Below are 22,157 nucleotides of genomic sequence, written 5' to 3'. Positions count from 1 at the left end.
GATTGCCCGCGATGGGGTTATCAGTACCAACTAATTATTTGAAGACTGATGTTCTTTCAGTGTTCATCGACACATTACTTGTCGGGCTGGTCAGTAAATTATTGAGCGACTGGTCAAACTTTTGCAGCGCCCTGACTTGTACATTCTGTTGTTCATTAATGTCCGCAACTATCTCTTCACTGCGTTTGTAGTCGGCCCAAACCGGACTGAGTGCTTTGGCGTCATGCCCTTTTGCAGTGCCAATGTAATTGAAGTTTTTATCATAAAAGTCTGCACTGACATGAGACTCGATGTCTGAACTGCGCGACGTCATGAGTTGACTGCGGGTGTCGACGATCGCCACGACATCCGGCCTAGCCGCCCTGAGGCTTTGCATGTCCGGGTACACCGTGACCGAGCCAAACCGACGCTGCAAGGAGGTCTTGATGCCTTCTATGGCGAAGTCAGGATTGGATGTGGCTACATAGGCGTCATGGATCGGCTGCACCAGCAAGCTCTGCCCGAAGCCGGTGCCGGCGTTGGCCTGATAGTCCCGAAGGTATGCACGATTGGTCTGGGTATTGCGGCTGTAGACAACGCCCAGAGAGACATCGCTGCCATTGGGGATACGCGCGGCACCGCTGCGGCCAACAGGTTCAGTGAAGATGCCGTCCAGGGAAGAAACCGCTGTCGGTGCGGTGGGAATGGAGCAACCGGCTAATAGGACAGTTATCGTTAACGTACTGGCGAGCGCAAGTTTCATAGTGTTTCTCCAGTGAAACAACTTCAGTCGAAAGTTAAGTTGCCGGTGCTATACCGGCGGTAACTCAAGACTAAACCCAGGTTGATTTATTTAAATAGCCAATGTCCACACTTGTCAGGCGACCAATAGTTTTGTTTGGTTTAAACGTCATCGGTTAATTGCGTGAGGAAATAAAAAGGCCCGAATCCGCGATTCGAGCCTTTTTATTTATAGCTGTACGTTCAGTCATCAGTGTTCCAATGGGATCAACACTTTCTCGTCCGTGGCCAAGACCATGAATGCCAGCAACCTGGCCGGCTGGGTTGCGCTGGCGTTTTTCGACACTATGTGTTCCGAACCCGCCGGCTCATACCAGAACTCACCAGCCTTGTAGGTTTTCGCTGGCTGGCCCTTCACCTGAGAGGTGATTTCTCCGGAAATGACATAGGCCATGGTGGTGCCATCGTGTTTGTGGGCGATGGACGACTGGCCGGGTTGGTAATCGACTTCGATCATCAGCGCTTTCTTTTCAGGCACGTTTTTCAGCATTTCGTCCTGCAAAACGGTGACCTTTTCCGAAGGCTCATGGGCAAAGGCCGATGCGGACACAATCAGGGCCAGGGCGGCAAGGGGGGCAGCACAGAAGCGCAACATGTTCATGGTTCTTTACCTGCGGTGGGTTTGTTGTCGAAAACAACAGTAGTCCGCAAGCAGTAGAGGTTAAACAGCCAATATTCTGGAAGGCTAGGGGACCAATTACAGAAGATTCCAGGCCAACGGGGAAAAAAATTGTGGCGAGGGAGCTTGCTCCCTCGCCACAGGTATCGGTTAAACGATCGGAAAACTGTTGAAGTCCACGGCATTGGCCAGCTGGCTATCAATCAGACTGATAAAACCCTGGACCTGCGGACAGTTGAAGTGCGATCGCATGGCCGCTTCCGATTGCCAGTGGGCGCTGACGGTCCAGCGATTGGTGTCCTCTGGGCAGCGGTCGACCATATAGGATTCGCAGCCCGGTAGTTCACGCAGGGTTTCGACAATCTTTTGCAGTTGCTTACCCAGTTCATCCGAGCGGCCGGCGGCGGCCTGTACCTGTACGGTATTGATCACTTCATGGGACATTGCTCACACTCCTGAATCAGGCCGGACGAATCCTGCTCATTGAGGGATAACGCCTATGCAGGATAGGCCCGGCCCCCGGGACCGCCAATAGCCAATCGCCGGATAAAACCGCAGGCCAATCCGTCAGGCCACTTGTTGCAGGATGTCGCGCAAACGGTCCAGGGCGATGTCGATGTCGAGGGTTTCGATGGCGCCAAAACCGAAGAAAAGCCCGGCCCTTGGCGCTTGCTGATAGAAAAAGCTGTCGATGGCATAGAGCCCGACTTCGACTTTTTTCGCCAGTTCGATCACCAATGCAATATCCATCGGCGCTTTGCACATCACCACCATGTGGAATCCGGCGGTGGACGGCACCGCCTCCAGCCAGGGCGAGAGGTCGCCGGCCATGCGCGTCAGGATCCGCTCGCGGCGCCCGGCATAGATCGTATGGCAGCGCCGGATATGCTTGAGCAGGCAGCCTTCGGCGATGAACTTGGCCAGCGCCCATTGCGGCAGGGTCGAGGTGTGCAGGTCGGTGAGCTGTTTGGCGCGCACCACGGCCTCGAGGATCGCCGGCGGCAGGATCGCATAGCCTAGCCGCAGTTCCGGCAACAGGGTTTTGGAGAACGTTCCGACGTAAGCGACGATCCCCCGTTCATCCATGCTTTGCAGGGAATCGGTGGGGCGGCCTTCATAGCGGAATTCGCTGTCGTAGTCGTCCTCGATGATGATCGCACCCAGTTCATGGGCCTTGGCCAGCAGTGCTTCCCGGCGCGCCTGGCTCATCGGCATGCCCAGCGGGAACTGGTGCGACGGGGTGACGTAGATCAGGCGCGTGCCGCGAGGAATCCGGTCCACCACAATGCCTTCGGCGTCCACCGGCACGCCTATCACCGTGGCGCCATGGGTGCCGAACAGCAGTCGCGCCGGCGGGTAGCCGGGGTCCTCCATGGCGACCAGGCTGCCCGGACTGATCAGCACCCGGGCAATCAGGTCCAGCGCCTGTTGCGCGCCGTTGCACACCACCACATCCTCGTCCTGACAATTGACCCCGCGGGAGAACGCGATGTGCTGCGCAATGGCGTTGCGCAAGGCGGGCAAGCCCTCGGGCAGGCTGTAGAGGCCCTTGGAACCGGCCATCTGGCGCAGCGCATGAGAGGTGCAGCGCCGCCAGTCATCCTGGGGAAACTGGCCCTTGCTGGTGGCGCCACCAATGAAGTCGTAGCGCAGCGAGCCTTCCAGGGTCGGGTGACGCAGAAACACCGGCAGGTTGCGCCAGGACTCGATCACCTCGAAGCCGCCCAGCTCGGTGTGGCTCCGTTTGCGCTGCACCTTCGACGCGCGCGCGTTGACGTAAGTGCCTTTGCCGACCACCCCGGTGAGGAAGTTTTCATAGGTCAGTTGGGCGTAGGTATCGGAAATGGTCTTGCGCGAAATACCCAATTGTTCGGCCAGCAAACGGCTGGGCGGCAGTTGCGTCCCGGCGGTCAGGCGCCCGGACTCGATGGCGCTGCGCAGTTGGTTGTACAGCTGGCCGGCCAGGTCCTTGCGGCCGTTGATGACAACATGTAGTTCCATACCGGCGAGGCTCCGGGGCTGTTGAGGCGCGTGTGCGTCGCGCAAGATTACGCTTATCCGCTTGTGGTACAGAAGTTGTGCAGTGGAAAAACCGTCCATTGGTCTGGTGGCGGTGGTCCCCGGGGAATTCGCCTGATTGGATCTGTCATGCCCCCGCGCCAGCGACTACCGTGAAGATCACCTCAAGGCTGCACGAGATCGCTCCATGAACCCCCGTCTGGATTACTACAGCGCGTCCCCCAAGGCGATGAAAGCCATGATCGCCATGGAGGCCCTGACCAGCAGCCTGAGCATCGAGCTGGGCCTGCTGCACCTGATCAAGATTCGCGCATCGCAGCTCAATGGCTGTGCCTTTTGCACCGACATGCACTCGGTGGATGCGCGGCGCCTGGGCGAAAGCGACCGGCGTCTGTATTCCATTGTGGTCTGGCGCGACAGCAACTTTTTCAATCCGCGGGAAAGAGCCGCGCTGGCCTGGACCGAGGCGGTCACCTTGATCTCCGAAAGCCACGTGCCGGACGATGTCTACGCGCAAACCCGGGAGCAGTTCAGTGAAAGCGAAATGGTCGACCTGACCATCGCCGTCACCACCATCAACAGCTGGAATCGCCTGGCGGTGAGCTTTCGGCAGACACCCAGCGCCTGATTCATTGTCACAGCAGGTTCATGAACGTTCTGCAGGATGCAACTGTCAGTGTCAGGTCGACAGGGAGTCTTCGATGTCAGTCATGGAAATCTGCGCCCAACAGGGTGCTGCCGAGTATCGTGTAGCCATCGATAAAAACGCGTCCTGGCGCCAGTTGGCGGCGGCAATCGACCCCGAACTGGCGCTGTGTTTCACCGTCAGCGCCCGTTGCGGGTGTTTCATGCAGGCCGCACGCAGTCTCAACATCAAGGCCACCCGCCTGCGCAGGCAACTGGTGCTGCTGGAAACGCAGCTCCAGTGTTCACTGTTCAACCCTTCCGACAATGGCTTCAGCCTCAGCCGCGATGGCTTGCGCTTGCATGCACAATTGATCGCCCTGGCCCATGAGCGCAATTTGCCAGTGATCGAGCAGCCGTTGATTCGCCTGGCCGTGGCGGATTCGATCCTGCATGACATTCTCGGACGTGACCTGGTTGCACTGCTGCGGCGTAACGCCAGCGTGCGCCTGGACATCATCACGCTCGACAGCGAATTGGCCTTGCAGGCAGTCAGCGCCGACGTGGTGGTGTGGCTGGGTGAAACCGAGTCGCCGTTGCCGGGGCCAAGCTTTGCCACCACCGAAGCCCGGCGTCTGGTGCAACTGGAATACCTGCCGCACATTGCCAAGCGCTATTCGCGGGTCGCTTCCAGGCCGGAAAGCCTGGATGAACTGGCCGATTTTCTCCTGGTGCAATGGCGACAGGACTGTCAGGTTGAAAGCTTCCGGCCTTGGAATGCACTGGTGGATCAACGCCTGGCGGGGGCGGTGCAACTGCAATCCTGGGGGCTGATGCTGGAGATGATCCGCTGCAGCGCCTGCATCGGCCTGCTGCCGCACTACATGAGCCACTTCGACCGCGGGCTGATTGCCTTGCCGGGCTTGTTTGACCAGCCGATGCGGCGTCAGGTGTGGATGGCGGTCAACGCCCATTCCGGGGACGACGCGCAGGTGCGGATGATCGTCGAATTGATCGAAAGCACCTTCAGCGAGCGCCGGGAGTGGTTCGAAAGCTGAGCGCGATCAAAATGTGGTTCTCGCCACACCCGCAGGTAGCGTTATAGAGTGAACGGCCATGTCTGCTTCAAGGATGATTCACCCATGCCAACCACCGAACCTGTTATCACCCTCGAACGCTTCAACGAATCCCATATCGAAGGCATTGCGGCGCTGTACAACGATCCGGCAATCGCCCGTCAAACCCTGCAAATGCCGTTTCAGTCCACCGAACTCTGGCGCAGTCGCCTGGCGCTGGATAACGAACGCCTGGTGAAACTGGTGGCCCTGCATCAAGGCACGGTCATCGGCAACATTGGCCTGGAGCAGTTCTCACGCATTCGTCGCAGCCATGCCGGCAGTTTCGGCATGGGCGTTGCAGTGGCGTGGCAGGGCAAGGGCGTAGGCTCGAAGTTGCTCGCAACGGCATTGGATATTGCCGATAACTGGATGAATCTGCAGCGCATCGAGCTTTCGGTATATGCCGACAACGAAGCGGCCATTGCCCTGTACCGCAAGTTCGGCTTCGAAACCGAGGGCCTGTTCCGTGACTACGCCGTGCGCGACGGCGTACTGGTGGACACCTTGAGCATGGCGCGCCTGCGTCGCACACCCAAGGCCGGTTGAGTCAGTCGCCCAGGGTGAACCTCTGGCGTACCTCCTGGCTGTTAATTGCCCACCGGCTGCACGCATCTGCCATGCTCAATGTCCGTAGCACCGCTGCAACCAAAGGAACACCGCAATGGACGATGTACAGCAACTGGGCGAAATGCTTCGCCACTACGCCGAAAGCGAAGCGCACAAAAAGCAAGTGTTCGAGTCGCAATCGGCCGAGTGGGCGAAGCGCATTGGTGCGCTATTCGATCAGATCCAGCAGTGGCTGGAACCGGTCAAGGCACCTGACCTGCTCGAAGTGAACCGCGAAGTGTATGTCGCGTCGGGGCCGAGTGTTCCGGTGGAGACCTCTCCATTCAAGACCGAAAAGCTGAGCATCCTGATCGCTGGCAAACCGGTGGAATTCGTGCCGGAGGTGATGGGTGTCGGCGGGCAGATTTCCGTGGCGGTGATGGGCTTTACAGCAGCACGTTATGGCAGCGTGTCACTGGTGTGCCTGCCGCCATCCACTAGCTGGCAGTGGCGCAAGACCAATGGCTTGAAAGACCCGGACACTTTTGAGTTCGATGCAAACTTCCTGGCGCAACAACTGCAAAGCCTGATTCCCCGGGAGCGTACCTGAAATCTCGACATACAACCCTGTGGGAGCGAGCTTGCTCCCGCAGTAATCGGTGCTACATCAAATATCCAGGGTTCCCCAATCCGGTTTCGGTTCTTCCGGCGGCAGTGTTCTAACGGTTTTCCCTGTCGCCAATTCCACCCGCCGCGCCACTTCCGGGTCATCCGCAAACGGGATCAGGCTCGCATCGTCCAGGCTCTCGGCGGTCTGGTGGCACAGACAATACTCGATGGCGAACCACAAAAATGCCACACCCGGAATGTTCAATATGACTTCAATCATCAGGCTAACCGCGCCTCGCGTTCGGCCATCGCCACGTCCGTTACCCGCACCGTGCGCCACACGTTGTAGGCCATCAGCAGCATGCCGCTGAGGAAGAACACCCCACCGGCAAAGCGCACGACGAATCCCGGATGGCTGGCCTGCAAGGCTTCGACGAAGGAGTAGGTCAGCGTGCCGTCATCGTTGATCGCGCGCCACATCAGCCCCTGGGTGATGCCGTTGACCCACATCGAGGCGATGTACAGCACGGTGCCGATGGTCGCCAGCCAAAAGTGCAGGTTGATCAGCGGCGTGCTGTGCATCTGATCGCGTCCGAATACCTTTGGCACCATGTGATAGGTCGCACCGAAGGTAATCATCGCCACCCAGCCAAGCGCCCCGGCGTGCACGTGGCCGATGGTCCAGTCGGTATAGTGGGAGAGGGCGTTGACGGTCTTGATCGCCATCATCGGCCCTTCGAAGGTCGACATGCCGTAGAACGCCAGGGACAGCACCAGGAAACGCAGGATCGGGTCGGTGCGCAACTTATGCCAGGCACCGGACAGGGTCATCATACCGTTGATCATCCCGCCCCAACTCGGCGCCAGCAGGATCAGCGACATGGCCATGCCCAGCGACTGCGCCCAGTCCGGCAGCGCGGTGTAGTGCAAGTGGTGCGGGCCGGCCCAGATGTACAGGGTGATCAGCGCCCAGAAGTGCACAATTGACAGGCGATAGGAATACACCGGCCGGCCCACCTGTTTCGGCACGAAGTAATACATCATCCCCAGGAAACCGGTGGTCAGGAAAAAGCCCACGGCGTTGTGCCCGTACCACCATTGCACCATGGCGTCGGTGGCCCCGGAATACACCGGATAGGACTTGAACCAGTCGACTGGAATCGACAGGTGATTGACCACGTGCAGCATGGCGATGACCACGATGAATGCACCGAAGAACCAGTTGCCGACGTAGATGTGTCTGGTCTTGCGTTGCACTACGGTAGTGAAGAACACCACGGCGTATGCAATCCAGACCACGGTCATCCACACCGCGCCGGTGAATTCGATTTCGGCGTATTCCTTGGTGGTGGTGTAGCCCAGCGGCAGGGTGATCAGCATCACCACAATCACCGACTGCCAGCCCCAGAACGTGAAGGCGGCGAGTGTGTCCGAGAACAGTCGCACCTGGCAGGTACGCTGCACCGCGTAATAGCTGGCGGCGAATTGCGCGCTGCCGGCGAAACCGAAAATCACCAGGCTGGTGTGCAGCGGGCGCAAGCGGCCGAAGGTGGTCCACGGCAGGTCCAGGTTCATCTGCGGCCACACCAGTTGCGAGGCGATCCACACGCCCATCGCCATCCCCACGACGCCCCAGATCACGGTCGCCACGATGAATTGGCGGACGACCTTGTAGTTATAGGCCTGTCCGATAGTTGTTGTGCTCATGTTCGATGCTTCCACGGTTGCAATGACGTGCACTGTAAAAACCGTGGCGAAAACAAAACAGGCTCAGGAATATTTCATTTGTGCGGATCAGATAAATTGCGCTGCTGCGGCGATCTTGCGCGCTCTGATACGGTTTTTAACGATTCAGGTGAATCTGTAACACGCTGCACCGCTGGCGCATAGTCGCTCTTATGAACGAGCCACAGAGCCCGATGCCCTGCAATCCTGATGAGGTAGCTATGTATCAATACGATGATTACGATCGGGCACTGGTGCTCGAACGGGTTGCGCAGTTTCGCGATCAGGTCGAGCGCTTCATGGCCGGTGAGCTGAACGAAGAAGAGTTCCTGCCGTTGCGCCTGCAGAACGGCCTGTACATGCAAAAGCACGCCTACATGCTGCGGGTGGCGATTCCCTACGGCACACTGAGTGCCCGGCAGATGCGTACGTTGGCGAGCATCGCCCGGGATTACGATCGCGGCTACGGCCATTTCACCACCCGGCAGAACATGCAGTTCAACTGGATCGAACTGGCTCAGGTGCCGGACATCCTCGAACGCCTGGCCGGGGTGGAAATGCATGCGATCCAGACCTCCGGCAACTGCGTGCGCAACATCACCACCGAAGCCTTTGCCGGGGTTGCGGCCGACGAAATGATTGACCCGCGACCGTTGGCGGAAATTCTGCGGCAGTGGTCGACCATCAACCCGGAATTCCTGTTCCTGCCGCGCAAGTTCAAGATCGCCATCTGCTCGGCCGAGCAAGACCGCGCGGCGATCATGATGCATGACATCGGCCTTTATCTTTACCCAGGTTGCGAAGGACACATGCTCCTGCGAGTCATGGTGGGCGGCGGCCTGGGGCGCACGCCGATCCTCGGCTTGCAGATCCGCGAAGGCTTGCCGTGGCAGCACCTGCTGTCTTACGTAGAGGCGGTGCTGCGGGTGTATAACCGCCATGGCCGGCGGGACAACAAGTACAAGGCGCGAATCAAGATTCTGGTCAAAGCCTTGGGTATCGAGGCCTTCGCCCGGGAAGTGGAGGAAGAGTGGCAGTACCTCAAGGACGGCCCGGCGCAACTGACCCTCGACGAGTTCGAGCGTGTGGCCAGTGCGTTCGTCGCACCGCCATATCGTGATCTGTCCGACACCCATCTCGATTTCGGCACGCACCTGGCCGAAAACCCGGCGTTCGCTCGTTGGGTGCAGCGTAACGTGCAGCCGCACAAAATATCGGGTTATGCCAGCGTGGTGTTGTCGACCAAGCCCGGCAGCGCTGCGCCACCGGGCGATGTCACTACCGGACAGATGGAGGCGGTGGCCGAGTGGTCCGAACGCTTCGGCTTCGGTGAAATCCGCATTGCCCATGAGCAGAACATCGTCCTTCCAGACGTGTCCAAGGCCGATCTGTTCACCCTGTGGCGCCTGGCCTGCGGACACAATCTTGGCAGTGCCAACGCCGGATTGCTCACCGACATCATCGCCTGCCCCGGTGGCGACTTCTGCGCGCTGGCCAACGCCAAGTCGATCCCCATCGCCAAGGCTATTGCCGCACGTTTCGAAGACCTCGACTACCTGCACGACCTGGGCGCCATCAGCCTCAATATCTCCGGCTGCATGAATGCCTGCGGTCACCATCACATTGGCAACATCGGCATTCTGGGGGTCGATAAGAACGGCGCCGAGTGGTACCAGATCACCCTCGGCGGCGCCCAGGGCAAGCACAGCGCGTTGGGCAAGGTCATTGGCCCGTCCTTCAGCGCCGCCGAAGTGCCTGAGGTGATCGAGCGCATCATCGACACCTTCGTGCGTTATCGCGAGAGCGAAGAACTGTTCGTCGACGCCTTCCAACGGATCGGGCTAGAGCCGTTCAAGGAGGCGGTATATGCGAAAGTGCTGGAGGTGTCGGCATGAACAATCTGTTGCGGCTGGAAGAGGGCATGGCGCGGATTGTCGCGGATGATCCGTGGAAGCTCGTACGCGACCCGCAAGCGCCGCTGCCCGTGGGTGCCGCGATTCTGCCGCTGAGCCGTTGGCTGGAAAACCCGTCGCCAAGCGGCGTGTGGCTGGGGCCGGACGATGAAGTGGAAAGCCTTCAGCCATGGTTTGCCCAACTGCCCTTGATCGCCCTGGATTTTCCAAGCTTTCGCGATGGCCGCGGGTACAGCCAGGCGTATCTGCTGCGCACGCGATTGGGCTGGGCCGGCGAGTTGCGCGCCATCGGCGATGTCTTGCGCGATCAACTCAGCCACATGCGCCAATGCGGTTTCGACAGCTTTGCCGTGCGTGAAGACAAATCCGCAGAAGATGCATTGAAGGGATTGGCGGGGATGAGCGTGTTGTACGGGCGTTCGGTGATTGAGCCGCGGCCGTTGTTTCGTCGCAGGGGCTAGGCGCATCCCGGACGGCGGAATGCGCCGGATGCTGTCAGTTGATGCGAACCAGCGTCGCGCGCTCGATTGGCGACAGCTGATCGATTTCCAGCAGTGTCAGGTTTTTTGGTGCATCGCCGGCCACCGGACTGCCGAGGTTACCCGCGGCGTCTTCGGGAAGTTTGTACATTGCGCCGGTCAGTGGATCGACTACCAGCATGCCGATCAACCCGCCAAACAGGATGTTGCCCCAGTACCAACCGCTCATGCTGGTATCCAGAGTGGTACTGGCATCGGCATAACCCTCTTTCTTGAAGGTGATGGTGTAGGCCTCACCCTTGAAGTAGCCACGACCGGAAGGCAGCGTCACGGTGTTGGGCGTGGAGCCGTTATGTACGACGACACCGGCTTTGTTGGTAATGGTGAAGTTGGCGCCGCTAGGCATGCTCGATACGTTCACCGGGTATTTGCTGTCACCGACGATGCTTGCACAGCCCGAAGTCAGGAGTGCTGTGGTCAGGGCTGTAACGGTGAACAGCTTGCGGAGAGCTTCCATGGTTGATCCTTGCGAACGGTCATTGCCGTCATTGGCCGAGGCGTGCTTCATGTCGCCTCGAAATGTAATGGGGGAGAGGTTTTTCAAGCGCCGCGAACCTTATCACTAGTGGCGTAGTGATATCACCAAGAATTTAAGGAGTTCGCATTGTTTGCTGACCGATACAGGGCAAACGGGGAAGGGACATGCCTGGGATGGGCGTTGGTCGCACGGCCGTCTTCGAGGGCACGCCCGCGCCCACAGGGTTAGCGTCGTATGCAGATTCTGTCGACGACGCTAACCCTGTGGAAGCAGGATTGACCGTGAAGGGGCGTCCGGTTCAGCCCCGATCATTTCAACGCCGGATCCCCCATGTTCATTTTCTTCCAGCCCTGCAACAGCACCTGCGCCTTGGGCTCCTGGCCGTTGTCCAGGTAGTACTGGATCAACGACAAGCGGGCATTGCGGTTGGCCGGTTGTTCTTTCAACAGCCGTTCCAGTTCTGCGCACGCCTGGTCAATCTTGCCGCTGTCATGCAGGGCCACCGCCAGCACATAGCCGAACTGTCCGCTCTGTGGCTCCAGTTGCGCGGCCTTGCGCAGGTACGGCATGGCTTGGGCGGCCTGGCCCGCACGAATCAGCGCCAGGCCCTGGGTGTGTTGCAGCAGGCCTGAGTCGGGGTGGTCCTTGAGGCTTTGCGCCAGCAGGGCATGGGCTTCCTGACGGCGACCGTTGGCCTCCAGCCATTGCACCAGGGTCACCAGCGCCGGGTAGAAGTCCGGATCGCGCTGCAGGGCGGTACGCAGCAAAGCTTCGACTTCTGCGCTGCGGCCATCGGCCTGATAGAGCATGGCCAGGTTCAGGTTGGCCTCGGCACGCTCGGCCAGACTCTTTTGCACCGCCTCGTATTCGGCGATGGCGGCATTCCAGCTGTCCTGAGCGTTGCCCAAGCCACTGCGTGCCACGCTGAGCAGGTCCCGGGCGACGGCAATGCGCACGGCCCGCACCGGGTCGCTCAGCAACGGCGTCAGTAATGGCGCGCGCTCCGCTGGCGGCAGGAAGGCGCTGACCGCTCGCACCGCGCTCTCGCGGACTTGCGGCGCCGGGTTGCCCAGGTCCTTGGTGGCCAGTTTCAACGCCTGTTCGCTCGGGTATGCCGGCAGTTCCGCCAGCAGTGTCGCCCGTTGAATCGCCGGCAGGTTGCTGCGTTGCAATTGCTCGAACAATGCCTGCGCGGCGCCGGCCTGACCGTTGCGAATCAACCACAGGCTTTCGTCGTAGCGAGGGGCCTGTGCCGAGCTGGCGTTGGCGGTGTTCCACAATTTGAACTGCTCGGTGACCTTGTCGCCGGCCTTGCCTTGGTGGCAGGTCAGGCAGGCGTCGGGCGTCCCCAGTTTTTTCGCCCGCTCGGGGTTGGGGATGCTGAAGCTGTGGTCATGCCGAAAGTCGTTGCCCATGTAGAACTTGCCGGGCATGTGGCAATCCACGCACTGCGAACCCGGCTGGTCCGTGGTGTGGCGAGTGTGTTCAACGGAATCGTAGTTTTTCGCTTGCAGGCCCTTGCCGTCGACGCCTTCCACAGTGGTTTTGCCGGCGGTGTTGTGGCATTGCAGGCAAACCCCATTGCCTGGCGCCTTTAGCTGAGTGCTGTGCGGGTTGTGGCAGTTGCTGCAGCGCACGCCCTTGTCGGACATTATGCTCTGGGCAAAGGAGCCGTGTTCGAACACTTCGTCCTTGATCTTGCCGTCCAGCGCGTACAGTTCGCGGGTCAGGACGCTCGGCAGGTAGTCATCCATCAGCCGCTTGCCGACGGTGTAGCCATCGTCCAGCGGCGCGCGGCGCGAGTGGCAGCGGGCGCAGGTTTCGATTTCGACGGTGGCGTTCTTGTCCTTGAGATCGACGGCAAACCCGGCATGGGTCAGGTCGGTTTTCTTCACCGTCCATTCCAGGTGATTGGACGCCGGGCCATGGCAGGCCTGACAGCCGACGCCGAGGCTGTTCCAGTGACTGTCGAAGGTGTTTTTCGCCGCATCGAAATTGCGCTTGTAACCGGTGGTGTGGCACTCGACGCACATGAAGTTGGCGTTCTGGCTCGGTTTGCTCCAGTGCAGCGGGTTCTTGAAGGTCACGCCCTGGCCCGGATAGAGGTGAAACCAGCGGTGCTTCTCGGTATCCCAGGCCACGGCGAGGGCCTGTAGCCTGCCTTCGCCGACTTCGATCAGGTATTGCTGCAGCGGTGCGATGCCAAAGGTGTAGGCGACCTTGAAATCGGCATTCTTGCCATCGATACCCGGCGTGTTGACCCAGAATTCGTCGCCTTTGCGCGAGAACACCGTGGTCTCTTTTTCGGCCTTGAAGGTGACGTTGTTGAAGTCGCCGAGCAGGGTGTCCGCGTTGGCTTGCTGCATCGCCAGTTGGTGATGGGAGCCTTGCCAGTCCTTGACCTGCTGGCCGTGGCAGCCCTGGCATTGTTGCTCATCGACCATTTTCGCCGGCGTGACAGCGACCGGTTGCGGTTTGGCCGGTTCGACTACGGGGGTGCTGACAGGGACTGGCTTGGGCGGCGTCGGTGTACTGCCCAGCAAAAACCAGCCGATGCCTGCCACGGCCAAGAGCAGGATGCCGATGGTGACAGGGAACAGATAACGGTTGATCAGGGTCGGTTGCGAATCAGGGTTTGGGGTTGCGGCTTTATTTTTATGGTTCGGCATTGCGACTTCCATGGTCCAGGTGCGTTTGCCTTGCGGCGCGCGATGAAGCTTGATGCAGCTTTGTCGGATGGTCGGCGTCTGTCAAATGACATTGTCTTGAGGCTGATGGCCCCTTCGCGAGCAAGCCCGCTCCCACATTGGATCTCTGGTGCATCCGGTATCCCTGTGGGAGCGGGCTTGCTCGCGAAGGCGGCCGCCAAGGCGCCACATCACTCCCCGACAAACCACCGGTAATACGGATTCCCGGAATCCCCGCGCATCACCTCGCGCATATCCCTGGCCCAAGCGTCACGGTTTCCGTCGTAGGCATGCAGGCTCGCGCGATAGAACTGCATGAGGCGTTGTTGCTGGGTGTTCATGCGCTCGATGAACCCGGCGTCGGCGTTCAACACGGCAGGTGGCAGGTGCAAGTCGAGCAGGGCGGGCAACACGCGGCTGATCTCTTTCGACCGAACCCAGGGCGCGTATTCGATCCTGGGCTGATCGTCCGTCACCGGTTGCGCATCGCCAGCGAAGCGTTCGAGCCCCGCACGATCAGTCACCCAGGTGGCGAGCAACGCTGCGGCCGAACCGACGCCGACATCCTGCAAGGTGCTGCGCACGCTGTCCTGCTGGAAGCGTGCGTTGATCTTCGCCGCATCCAGTTCAATCGGCTCCATCGAACCCACCAGCAGCATCTCGTGGAATTCGCTGGTCCACAGGGTTGCGTACGGGAACACATCGAGGAAGCTGCGCACAAGCGAGCGCGAGTCGTCGATGTTCTGCGTCGGCAGCGGCAGCCATTGGGCGACCAGGCCTTGTTTGTGCAAACGGCTGGCGGCCAGTAGGTAGAAGTCCCGGGAATACAGGTTGACCACGCCGGCAGCGGAGGGCGGCGGCGGCTCGAGGGTGATCAGGTCGTAGCGCTGCGGATTGCGCAGCAGTTCCTGGCGACCGTCACGCAAGCGCACATCGACCCCCGGATCGGCCGCGGCATTGAAATTGCCCTTGAACAAGGGAGCTGCCTTGACCACCGAAGGCAGCAGTTCGGCGACCACGCGATGTTCCAGGCCGGGGTAGCGGGTCAGGGCGCCCGCGGTGATGCCGGTACCGAAACCGATCACCAGGGCCGAGCGCGGCTCACCGTTGTGGATCAACAGGGGCAGCAGCGCCTGGATCCGCATGTAGCGCAGGGACGGCATGGCATCGCCGGTATTGGACACGCCCTGGATGTACAAACGCTGGAACGCTCTTTCGCCCTTACCCTGGGTGACCACGGCGACGGTGCCACCACGGCCTTCTTCGTAGAACGTCAGCGTGCCATTGCGCGCACCCGGCAGCAGGCTGGCGAGTTTGTTGACCGGTGTGAACACGGCGAGTGCCAGGGACACCAGGCCGATGGCAACCACTGCCTGACGCCGGCCTTTCTTCACGCTATGGCCCTTGCGCACGGCGAGGTATGCGATAGCGGCGGCAATCATCGCCAACAGGCCCAGGGTCCGTACCAGACCCAGCATCGGGATCAGGACAAAACCGCAGAGCATCACGCCGACTATCCCGCCAAGGGTATTGAACGCGACGACTTCGCCGACATGGCGCCCCACCTGTTCGCCGCCGACGCTCAAGCGCAGGGCCAACGGGAACGCAGCCCCCAGCAACAGGGTCGGTACAAACACGATGCTCAAGGCGGCCACGGCAAAGCGCGTGCTCATGCCCGCCAGTTCACTGCCGCCCAATGACAATACCCAGGATTCGGCAAGGGTCTGGGCGAGCACCAGCCAGCGTCCGAGCAACGCCACTTCCAGCAAGGCAATCGCGCCGGCTGCGGCGATCAGCAAACCGAACACGCCCCAGGGATCACGCAGGCGATCGACCCGACGGGCCAGCAGCATGCTGCCCAGGAACAACCCGGTGAGGTAAGTCGCCAGCACCACGGCAAAGGCGTAGGTGCGGGTGCTCATGAATTGCACGATCGATTGCGACCACACCACTTCGTAACCCAGGGCTACGCCACCGGCAATGGAGTACAGCCACAGGGCCAGGCGGTCGGGGGCTTTTTCACTGTGATGTTTCACCTGGGCATCGACGGGGGCCACGCGCTGGCGCTGGAACCACAAGGCCCCTGCAGCGGCCAGCAGATTCAGCATGGCGGCGGCCAGCGCGCTGCCGCGCACGCCGAGGGTGGCAATCAGTACGAACGCGGCGAGCAGGGTGCCGGCGATGGCCCCGGCGGTGTTCGCCGCATACAACTGCCCGCCGGCCTTGCCCAGGTGTTGCGGGTCAGTGGCCAGGGAGCGAACCAGCACCGGCAGGGTGCCGCCCATCAACAGCGCGGGAATGCCCACCAGCGCGAAAGGCAGCACCCAGGCCAGCAAACCCACGTGTGCTTCCAGCCAGGCAAAGGGGCTGGCCGCCAGGCTCATGGCAAAGGTCGCGCCGACACCGAGCACGGCCACCAGCACTTCCAGCCCGGCGTAGAGCACAACCGGTTGCTGCATCCGATCCGCCCAGCGGCCGAACAGCAAGCCACCCAGGGCCAGCCCGGCAAAAAACGCGCTGATCCCGGTGGTGATGGCATAGACCTCGACGCCCACCACCAGCGACAGCTGCTTGATCCACAGCACCTGATACACCAGCGCCGCAGCGCCGGAGACAAACAGCAACAGGGCGGGGATCAACAGCGCCGGGGAGGCGACTTGAGGGGCAGGTATGGCCGACGACTTGCTGGCGACACGTGAGGTCATTGCGGATTGCCTTTGCAATTCAAGAAAACTGTGACTGTGCGGGCCTCTTCGCGGGCAAGTCGGAAACAGTACCGCTCGCCGGTGAGGGCGAGCGGTGGTCCAGCGGTCTTACTGTGCAGCTTTCATTTTTTCAGCGATTTTGGCGTCTACCGCAGCACGGACCTGGTCGATGCTGAAGCTGGCCGGTTTCTGGCTAGGTGGATAGTCGATGAAGGTTTGCAGGAATGCCGCCGATTTGCCCACGGCAACCGCAGCCAGGTAGACGTTCTTGGTTTGCCAATCGTAATACTGATCGGAAACCACGTCGGCACGTTCATACGGGTCCATGCGCAGGTTGAAGATCTTCGGTACGCGCAGGCATACGAACGGCTCGCTCCAGACCTTGAAACCGCCCGGTGCGCGCTGCTCGCAGAACACCGCTTTCCAGTTGTCGAAACGCATCGATACCAGCATGCCGTCGTCGTTGAAGTAGTAGAACTCCTTGCGCTCGCCTTTAGGCTGTTGGCCGGTCAGGTAAGGCATTTGGTTGTAGCCGTCCAGGTGAACCTTGAAATTGCTGCCGCCAGACGTTGGAGCCCAGCCCTTGAGCAGTTTGTCCTTCACTTCGGCATCACCTGCCGCCGCGAGCAAGGTCGGGAACCAGTCAAGCCCCGAGAACATCTCGTTGGACACTTCACCCGGCTTGATCTTGCCAGGCCAGCGAATCATCGCCGGCACCCGGTAGGCACCTTCCCAGTTGGAGTTCTTCTCGTTACGGAACGGCGTGGTCGCCGCGTCCGGCCAGGAGAACTGGTTCGGGCCGTTGTCGGTGGTGTAGACGACGATGGTGTTGTCGGTGATTTTCAGGTCGTCGAGGGTTTTCAGCAGTTTGCCGACGTCGCCGTCGTGCTCGAGCATGCCATCGGCGTAATCGTTGCCGGGCATGCCGCTCTGGCCCTTCATCGACTCGCGCACGTGGGTGAACAAGTGCATGCGGGTGGTGTTCATCCAGACGAAGAACGGCTTGTCCGCCTTGGCCTGCTTCTCGATGAACGCTTGGGCCGCGGCGGTGGTTTCGTCGTCGATGGTTTCCATGCGCTTGGTGTTCAGCGGGCCGGTGTCTTCGATCTTGCCGTCAGCGAAGCTGTGGATCACGCCACGCGGGGTGTTGGCCTTGACGAAGGCAGCGTCGTCCTTGGGCCAGTACGGGCGCTCAGGCTCTTCTTCGGCGTTGAGGTGGTACAGGTTGCCGAAGAACTCGTCGAAACCGTGGTTGGTCGGCAGGTATTCATCCTTGTCGCCCAAGTGGTTCTTGCCGAACTGACCGGTCGCATAGCCCTGGGACTTCAGCGCCTGGGCAATGGTGATGTCACGCTTTTGCAAACCCACCGGAGCACCCGGGATGCCGACTTTCGACAAGCCGGTGCGCAATGGTGTCTGGCCAGTGATAAACGATGACCGTCCGGCCGTGCAACTGTTCTCCGCGTAATAGTCGGTGAACATCATGCCTTCTTTGGCGATGCGGTCGATGTTCGGAGTCTTGTAGCCGACCACACCCATGGAATAGGCGCTGATGTTGGTCTGGCCGATATCGTCGCCGAAGATCACGAGAATGTTGGGTTTTTCGGCGGCCGCGGCAGTTGCCGAAATTGCCATGACCGACGCTGCCACAAAGGCGAGTTTCGGTATCCACTTACGTATGCGAGTCATCTGACTGGCTCCTTATGCCCACTTGCGTCGCGTACTGCGACAAACGTTTATTGCGGTCCTGCATTACGTCTTTTTTTATTGCACTTGCCCGGGTGTGGCGGCATCGAACGGGTAGATCCGACGCCATTCGGACGCCATGTCGACGACCGTCCAGCCGCGTTTGTTTGCTTCGTCCAGGGCTTTGTCCAGACGACCGATCTGCGACTGCCGGTCGTATGCCCATTCACGTTTGGCGTCGGTGTGATGCACCAGCCCCATGAAGCGTTTGCCGGGGCCGGCGGCGGTCCACTGGAGCATTTGCAGGTCGCCGTCGGAGTTGCCGAAGGCGAGGATTGGCCGGCGCCCGATCACCGCGTCGATGCTGACCGGTTTGCCCGGGCCGTCGTCGTTGTGGGCCAGTTTCGGCGTGCGCAGGATCGACGCCTTGCCATCCTTGTAATCAAAGGTGGTAACGAAGGTCGTGCCGATAACCTGCTCGGGCGGAACGCCATAGACCTTCTCGGCGAAGGCGCGCATGAACCCGGTGTCGCCGCCGGAGACGATGTAGGTCTTGAAGTCCTTGCCACGCAGGTAGTCGAGCATTTCCAGCATCGGCTGGAAGATCATCTCGGTGTACGGCTTGCCGGTTTTCGGATGGCGGGCCTGGGTCAGCCAGGTCTTGGCGTAGTCATCGAAGGCTTCGGTGGTCATCCCGGTGTGGGTGGCGCCGAAAATTTTCATCATGCCCTCAAGGCCGCTGGCAGCCAGGGCCTTGTGATCGTTTTCCAGCACCGCCTGGAAGGGCTGGGTGGTTTTCCATTCCGGGTGCTGCGGCGCGGTGCGCTTGACTTCTTCCAGGGCGAACAGCAACTCGAAGTACATCGGCTGCTCGCTCCACAAGGTGCCGTCGTTATCGAACACGGCAATGCGCTCCTCGGGTTTTACGAAGTCCTTGCTGTTTTGATCGGTGACCGCCTGCACGAACTCGATGATTTGCTTTTTCGACGGCCCGTCGTTCCACGAGGGCAGCGGCTCGGCGGCCTGCGCCAGCAGCGGCAGGCTCAAGGCCAGGGTCAGCAGGAAACTCAATGCACGATGATGGCGCAGCGATATCGGATTCGTCATGGGAAGTCCTTCTCGTGAACGGGGTTGAGAGGGTGAAGAGCAGAGACGACTGATTCTCTGTTGCGTCCGGCCTGACTATGCAGCGTAGACAAGGATTCCCTGATTTGACGCAGGGCCTGCTCTTTGTCCGGTTCGCGGCCATAGCAGGCCCGAAGGAAGGTTTGCAGGCGCGGGCCGAGACCGGTCAGTTTCAGGCCGTGGCGGCTGCGCCGGGTCCACAGGTACAGGGCGCTGAGTTGCGTCGGTTTGCCTTCGATTTGTGCCGGGATCTGCCGCCAGGCGTAGTCGGCGGACTCGAGCCAGGCGGCGTGTCGGGCGCGGCGTCGGGCTTGCCACTTGAGGTGCGCGCGGCGTACGAGCGGGCGACTGAACCAGCCGAGTGCCACCACCGCCAACACCAGTGCCAATAGTCCGAACCAGTGCCCGGAAAGGTGCAGGCGATTCTGCTGGCCGAGTTTTTTCAGGTCTTCGGTGATGGAAAACACCGGCTTGTAGGCGCTGTTGGCCGCCGCGTCGAAGGTCACGGCAGGCACCGTGGCCGTGCGGGTTTGCTGGCTGCTGGCATCCCACCATTTCAGTTCGACGGATGGCAGGCTGTAGTGGCCTTCCTGGTCGATTCGGTAAGTCACGCTGTCGATGCGCTGGCCGCCATTGAAGTTGCCGCGACCGTCATCCAGATTGCGGATTTGCGGCGCTTTCGGGTAGCGGCTCAGGCCCTTGATGTCGTCCAGCGTCGGTGTGGGCAGTGACATGGCCAGGGCACCGTCGGCCTGCAAGGTCAGTTCCCGGGTGATGCTGTCACCGACCTTCAGCGGCGTGGCCGAATGGATGGTCTTCTGGGTAAACCGCAGCCCTTGCGCCACCAGCACCGCCTCACCGGGCTGGAACCCGGGTGGTTGCGCGGCGTTGAAATGCAAAGGCTGGCTTTGGGCGCTGAGTGCGTGGCTGGCCTGACCCGGTGTGGCTTGTACCGTCAGTGCCGGAATGTCGAAGCCCTGGGCCAGGTTCGGGGTGATCAGGTAGCTGTAGCGCATGCCGCTGAAGGATTGGCCGTCGAAGGTCTGATTGATGTGCTGGGCATGGCCGTCCGGTGGCATCACCAAGGCACCGGGCAGTTTCAGGTCGGGCAGGGTGGGGGCGCTGGTGAACCAGGTGTCGGTGAAGACATCGAGTTGCAACTCGACCAGGCTGCCAACCATGACTTGGGTGGTGGGTTGCAGGGAGGCCTGGACTTTCAGTTTTGGGTCGGCGGCGAATGTGTTGAGGCTGATCAGGCCAATGAGCAGGGCGCCGAATTTTGTAGTGAGTGGTCGGGCCCTTTCGCGAGCAAGCCCGCTCCCACAGGGGATTTGTGGTGAGCCTGGATCAAATGTGGGAGCGGGCTTGCTCGCGAAGGCCGCGACTCGGAGTTTCAGGCTGATCATGGTTTAGCCCCCGCCTGATCCTTCAGACTGAATTTCTGCTTGAGGAATTTCGCCGGCGATGTGGTGAGGTTCTGCAACCATTGCTCATCCGAGGCCGCTTGCTGGGTCTCGACTTTTTTGCTTTGGCCTTTACCCGGTGCCTTGTCCATCTTGATTTCGTCGGGTTTGACCTCTGGCGTGTTTTTCTCGGCGCTTTCGGTGTCTTTTTGCAAGGCAATGGCCAGGGCCAGGTTGGCCGAGGCTTGCGGGAACTGCGGCTGCAATTTCAGCGCCTGGTGATACGCAGCGATGGCCTGATCGAACTTGAAGCGGCGCACGTAGATATTGCCCAGGTAGAAATACGCCTGCGGTGTGTCGAGCCGCGCGAAGCTGGCCAGTGCCAGGTCGAAATCGGCCGCGTTGTAGGCGGCCACGCCCTTCCAGTACGGATCGACAAACAGCGCCGCCGCCTGAGGGTAGTGCTCGTGTTCGAAGGCCCAGCGACCTTGCTGGTCGCGGGTGAAAAAGGCATCGGTCAGCGCGTTGGCTTGTGCCGACGCCGGTTGCAGGCCCAGTCCCATCGCCAGCAATAGTCCGGCCATCCAGTTCAGGCTCCAGCCCCTGCGCACGCTGAAGAAGGCGATCAGCAACAGCGGCCAGCACAGCCAGTAACCGGCGTCTTTCCAGTGCAGTTCGCGCTGTTCGTCACTGGCTGACTGGAAGTGCTGCTCGGCGTGCAGTTCGATCCAGTCCAGGTCGTCATCGTTGAGGGTCAGGCTGCCCAGCGGGGCATCCATCGATGATGCAAGCTGCTTGAGGGCGTTCTGATCGAAGCTGCCCATTTGCGGGCGACCGTTACTGTCGGTGCGTGGCTGGCCGCTGGCATCGCGGATGATCCCGCCGTCGCTGCTGCCAGCCGCCAGTATCAGCACTTGCAGCGCACTGTCCGCCAGTTGCTTGTCCAACCCGGCCAGTGCCGAGGTGTCGGCGCCATCGGTGATCAGCAGCAGGGTGCCGGGTGTTTTCTCGGCGGCGAGCAGGCGCTTGGCCTGATCGATGACCGCGCTGACATTTTTCCCCGGTTTGTTGATCAGGTCGGTGCTCAGGGCCTGAATGAACGTATCGAGCAGCGCCGGATCGTCGGTGGCGGGCAACACCAGGTGCGCGCTGCCGGCGTAGGCAATCAAGGCGTTGCGTGAACCGGCGCGGCGCTGGATCAAGTCGTGGAGCTTGTGCTTGACCGCTTCCAGGCGACTGGGGGGAACATCGCTGGCGTCCATGGAGGGCGACAGGTCGACGGCGATGATCAGCGGCGCACGGTTTTCCAGAAAGTCCGGCCGATCCTGTTCCCAGGTCGGCCCGGCGGCGGCGATGGCGCCCAGCACCAGCAGCGCAGACACCAGATTCACCGGACGCAGGCGTTGCCGGTCCTGCGGGGTGATCAGCAGATGCGGCAGCAGGTGCACGGCGATGTTGCTGCGCAAGCGCCGTTGCAGGTCCTGGTTGCGCCGCCACAGCAACGGCAGCAATGCGCCGAGCAGCGCGAGCAACAGCCACAGGGGGCGCAGGAAATGGAAGTCGCCGAGATTGATGTCCATG

19 protein-coding genes are annotated in these 22,157 nt (G+C 60.8%); 6 read left to right on the top strand and 13 right to left on the bottom strand.

Translation table 11 applies throughout. The annotated features are described in order from the left end of the window. Nucleotides 1–34 precede the first annotated feature (34 nt). The 4 genes from AC3IT6_RS15925 to pdxR all read right to left on the bottom strand — a co-directional run bounded on the left by AC3IT6_RS15925 (nucleotide 35) and on the right by pdxR (nucleotide 3,400). On the bottom strand, nucleotides 35–742 hold the full coding sequence (locus tag AC3IT6_RS15925) for an ATPase (RefSeq protein WP_489351011.1): 708 nt from the start codon (nucleotides 740–742) through the stop codon (nucleotides 35–37). Nucleotides 743–970: 228 nt separating this feature from the next. Beyond that, entirely contained in the window at nucleotides 971–1,381 is a 411-nt protein-coding gene (locus AC3IT6_RS15920) for a cupin domain-containing protein (protein WP_489351009.1), read from the bottom strand. A 168-nt stretch (nucleotides 1,382–1,549) separates the two neighbouring features. Continuing rightward, nucleotides 1,550–1,843, bottom strand: a complete 294-nt coding sequence (locus AC3IT6_RS15915) for a putative quinol monooxygenase (RefSeq protein ID WP_108215849.1) — start codon at nucleotides 1,841–1,843, stop codon at nucleotides 1,550–1,552. 123 nt (nucleotides 1,844–1,966) lie between these two features. Next, on the bottom strand, nucleotides 1,967–3,400 hold the full coding sequence (gene pdxR, locus AC3IT6_RS15910) for a MocR-like pyridoxine biosynthesis transcription factor PdxR (protein ID WP_489351006.1): 1,434 nt from the start codon (nucleotides 3,398–3,400) through the stop codon (nucleotides 1,967–1,969). Between the two features lie 205 nt (nucleotides 3,401–3,605). Here pdxR and AC3IT6_RS15905 point away from each other — a divergent pair, with 205 nt between their 5' ends. The 4 genes from AC3IT6_RS15905 (at nucleotide 3,606) to AC3IT6_RS15890 (ending at nucleotide 6,316) form a co-directional block, all read left to right on the top strand. Next, nucleotides 3,606–4,046 carry a carboxymuconolactone decarboxylase family protein gene (locus tag AC3IT6_RS15905; protein WP_489351004.1) on the top strand — a complete coding sequence of 147 codons (441 nt, stop codon included), beginning with the start codon at nucleotides 3,606–3,608 and terminating at the stop codon, nucleotides 4,044–4,046. A gap of 73 nt (nucleotides 4,047–4,119) precedes the next feature. After that, nucleotides 4,120–5,100, top strand: a complete 981-nt coding sequence (locus tag AC3IT6_RS15900; protein WP_489351002.1) for a LysR substrate-binding domain-containing protein — start codon at nucleotides 4,120–4,122, stop codon at nucleotides 5,098–5,100. An 84-nt stretch (nucleotides 5,101–5,184) separates the two neighbouring features. Beyond that, nucleotides 5,185–5,706 (top strand): GNAT family N-acetyltransferase, encoded by a 522-nt coding sequence (locus AC3IT6_RS15895; protein ID WP_489351000.1) that lies wholly within the window; start codon nucleotides 5,185–5,187, stop codon nucleotides 5,704–5,706. Nucleotides 5,707–5,821: 115 nt separating this feature from the next. After that, nucleotides 5,822–6,316: a hypothetical protein gene (locus AC3IT6_RS15890; protein ID WP_150724040.1), complete on the top strand. Its 495-nt coding sequence runs from the start codon at nucleotides 5,822–5,824 to the stop codon at nucleotides 6,314–6,316. A gap of 57 nt (nucleotides 6,317–6,373) precedes the next feature. On the opposite strand, the gene AC3IT6_RS15885 is transcribed toward AC3IT6_RS15890, so the two are convergent. Further along, entirely contained in the window at nucleotides 6,374–6,595 is a 222-nt protein-coding gene (locus tag AC3IT6_RS15885; protein WP_489350998.1) for a cbb3-type cytochrome c oxidase subunit 3, read from the bottom strand. Beyond that, complete coding sequence (gene ccoN, locus AC3IT6_RS15880; RefSeq protein WP_150758148.1) at nucleotides 6,595–8,022, bottom strand: cytochrome-c oxidase, cbb3-type subunit I; 1,428 nt, start codon at nucleotides 8,020–8,022, stop codon at nucleotides 6,595–6,597. The genes AC3IT6_RS15885 and ccoN overlap by 1 nt, the downstream gene beginning before the upstream one ends. A 239-nt stretch (nucleotides 8,023–8,261) precedes the next feature. Between ccoN and AC3IT6_RS15875 the strand changes: the two genes are divergently transcribed. Both AC3IT6_RS15875 and AC3IT6_RS15870 read left to right on the top strand, forming a co-directional pair. Next, nucleotides 8,262–9,935 carry a nitrite/sulfite reductase gene (locus AC3IT6_RS15875; RefSeq protein WP_489350996.1) on the top strand — a complete coding sequence of 558 codons (1,674 nt, stop codon included), beginning with the start codon at nucleotides 8,262–8,264 and terminating at the stop codon, nucleotides 9,933–9,935. Then, nucleotides 9,932–10,414 (top strand): DUF934 domain-containing protein, encoded by a 483-nt coding sequence (locus AC3IT6_RS15870; RefSeq protein WP_489350994.1) that lies wholly within the window; start codon nucleotides 9,932–9,934, stop codon nucleotides 10,412–10,414. The genes AC3IT6_RS15875 and AC3IT6_RS15870 overlap by 4 nt, the downstream gene beginning before the upstream one ends. 34 nt (nucleotides 10,415–10,448) lie before the next feature. On the opposite strand, the gene AC3IT6_RS15865 is transcribed toward AC3IT6_RS15870, so the two are convergent. The 7 genes from AC3IT6_RS15865 to AC3IT6_RS15835 all read right to left on the bottom strand — a co-directional run bounded on the left by AC3IT6_RS15865 (nucleotide 10,449) and on the right by AC3IT6_RS15835 (nucleotide 22,156). Then, complete coding sequence (locus AC3IT6_RS15865) at nucleotides 10,449–10,949, bottom strand: peptidase associated/transthyretin-like domain-containing protein (RefSeq protein ID WP_489350992.1); 501 nt, start codon at nucleotides 10,947–10,949, stop codon at nucleotides 10,449–10,451. Nucleotides 10,950–11,278: 329 nt separating this feature from the next. Further along, on the bottom strand, nucleotides 11,279–13,639 hold the full coding sequence (locus tag AC3IT6_RS15860) for a tetratricopeptide repeat protein (protein WP_489350990.1): 2,361 nt from the start codon (nucleotides 13,637–13,639) through the stop codon (nucleotides 11,279–11,281). Nucleotides 13,640–13,848: 209 nt separating this feature from the next. After that, nucleotides 13,849–16,362 carry a spermidine synthase gene (locus tag AC3IT6_RS15855; RefSeq protein ID WP_489350988.1) on the bottom strand — a complete coding sequence of 838 codons (2,514 nt, stop codon included), beginning with the start codon at nucleotides 16,360–16,362 and terminating at the stop codon, nucleotides 13,849–13,851. A 108-nt stretch (nucleotides 16,363–16,470) separates the two neighbouring features. Continuing rightward, nucleotides 16,471–18,051 carry an arylsulfatase gene (locus tag AC3IT6_RS15850; protein WP_489350986.1) on the bottom strand — a complete coding sequence of 527 codons (1,581 nt, stop codon included), beginning with the start codon at nucleotides 18,049–18,051 and terminating at the stop codon, nucleotides 16,471–16,473. Nucleotides 18,052–18,126: 75 nt separating this feature from the next. Beyond that, nucleotides 18,127–19,155, bottom strand: a complete 1,029-nt coding sequence (locus tag AC3IT6_RS15845; RefSeq protein WP_489350984.1) for an HAD family hydrolase — start codon at nucleotides 19,153–19,155, stop codon at nucleotides 18,127–18,129. Continuing rightward, nucleotides 19,152–20,579, bottom strand: coding sequence for a BatD family protein (locus tag AC3IT6_RS15840; RefSeq protein WP_489350982.1), 1,428 nt, complete (start codon nucleotides 20,577–20,579; stop codon nucleotides 19,152–19,154). Before AC3IT6_RS15840 ends, AC3IT6_RS15845 begins: the two co-directional genes overlap by 4 nt. After that, entirely contained in the window at nucleotides 20,576–22,156 is a 1,581-nt protein-coding gene (locus AC3IT6_RS15835; RefSeq protein ID WP_489350980.1) for a VWA domain-containing protein, read from the bottom strand. Before AC3IT6_RS15835 ends, AC3IT6_RS15840 begins: the two co-directional genes overlap by 4 nt. Nucleotide 22,157: the final 1 nt, after the last annotated feature.

The sequence above is a fragment of the Pseudomonas sp. KH_017 genome, from assembly GCF_057840285.1.
Note: the sequence above shows the minus strand (reverse complement) of the source record. Positions and strands in the feature narration are given on the sequence as shown.

Excerpts from the sequence above, each read along its gene's own strand:
- AC3IT6_RS15925 (WP_489351011.1), bottom strand. The coding sequence starts at position 742 with ATGAAACTTGCGCTCGCCAGTACGTTAACGATAACTGTCCTATTAGCC.
- AC3IT6_RS15920 (WP_489351009.1), bottom strand. The coding sequence starts at position 1,381 with ATGAACATGTTGCGCTTCTGTGCTGCCCCCCTTGCCGCCCTGGCCCTG.
- AC3IT6_RS15915 (WP_108215849.1), bottom strand. The coding sequence starts at position 1,843 with ATGTCCCATGAAGTGATCAATACCGTACAGGTACAGGCCGCCGCCGGC.
- pdxR (WP_489351006.1), bottom strand. The coding sequence starts at position 3,400 with ATGGAACTACATGTTGTCATCAACGGCCGCAAGGACCTGGCCGGCCAG.
- AC3IT6_RS15905 (WP_489351004.1), top strand. The coding sequence starts at position 3,606 with ATGAACCCCCGTCTGGATTACTACAGCGCGTCCCCCAAGGCGATGAAA.
- AC3IT6_RS15900 (WP_489351002.1), top strand. The coding sequence starts at position 4,120 with ATGTCAGTCATGGAAATCTGCGCCCAACAGGGTGCTGCCGAGTATCGT.
- AC3IT6_RS15895 (WP_489351000.1), top strand. The coding sequence starts at position 5,185 with ATGCCAACCACCGAACCTGTTATCACCCTCGAACGCTTCAACGAATCC.
- AC3IT6_RS15890 (WP_150724040.1), top strand. The coding sequence starts at position 5,822 with ATGGACGATGTACAGCAACTGGGCGAAATGCTTCGCCACTACGCCGAA.
- AC3IT6_RS15885 (WP_489350998.1), bottom strand. The coding sequence starts at position 6,595 with ATGATTGAAGTCATATTGAACATTCCGGGTGTGGCATTTTTGTGGTTC.
- ccoN (WP_150758148.1), bottom strand. The coding sequence starts at position 8,022 with ATGAGCACAACAACTATCGGACAGGCCTATAACTACAAGGTCGTCCGC.
- AC3IT6_RS15875 (WP_489350996.1), top strand. The coding sequence starts at position 8,262 with ATGTATCAATACGATGATTACGATCGGGCACTGGTGCTCGAACGGGTT.
- AC3IT6_RS15870 (WP_489350994.1), top strand. The coding sequence starts at position 9,932 with ATGAACAATCTGTTGCGGCTGGAAGAGGGCATGGCGCGGATTGTCGCG.
- AC3IT6_RS15865 (WP_489350992.1), bottom strand. The coding sequence starts at position 10,949 with ATGGAAGCTCTCCGCAAGCTGTTCACCGTTACAGCCCTGACCACAGCA.
- AC3IT6_RS15860 (WP_489350990.1), bottom strand. The coding sequence starts at position 13,639 with ATGCCGAACCATAAAAATAAAGCCGCAACCCCAAACCCTGATTCGCAA.
- AC3IT6_RS15855 (WP_489350988.1), bottom strand. The coding sequence starts at position 16,362 with ATGACCTCACGTGTCGCCAGCAAGTCGTCGGCCATACCTGCCCCTCAA.
- AC3IT6_RS15850 (WP_489350986.1), bottom strand. The coding sequence starts at position 18,051 with ATGACTCGCATACGTAAGTGGATACCGAAACTCGCCTTTGTGGCAGCG.
- AC3IT6_RS15845 (WP_489350984.1), bottom strand. The coding sequence starts at position 19,155 with ATGACGAATCCGATATCGCTGCGCCATCATCGTGCATTGAGTTTCCTG.
- AC3IT6_RS15840 (WP_489350982.1), bottom strand. The coding sequence starts at position 20,579 with ATGATCAGCCTGAAACTCCGAGTCGCGGCCTTCGCGAGCAAGCCCGCT.
- AC3IT6_RS15835 (WP_489350980.1), bottom strand. The coding sequence starts at position 22,156 with ATGGACATCAATCTCGGCGACTTCCATTTCCTGCGCCCCCTGTGGCTG.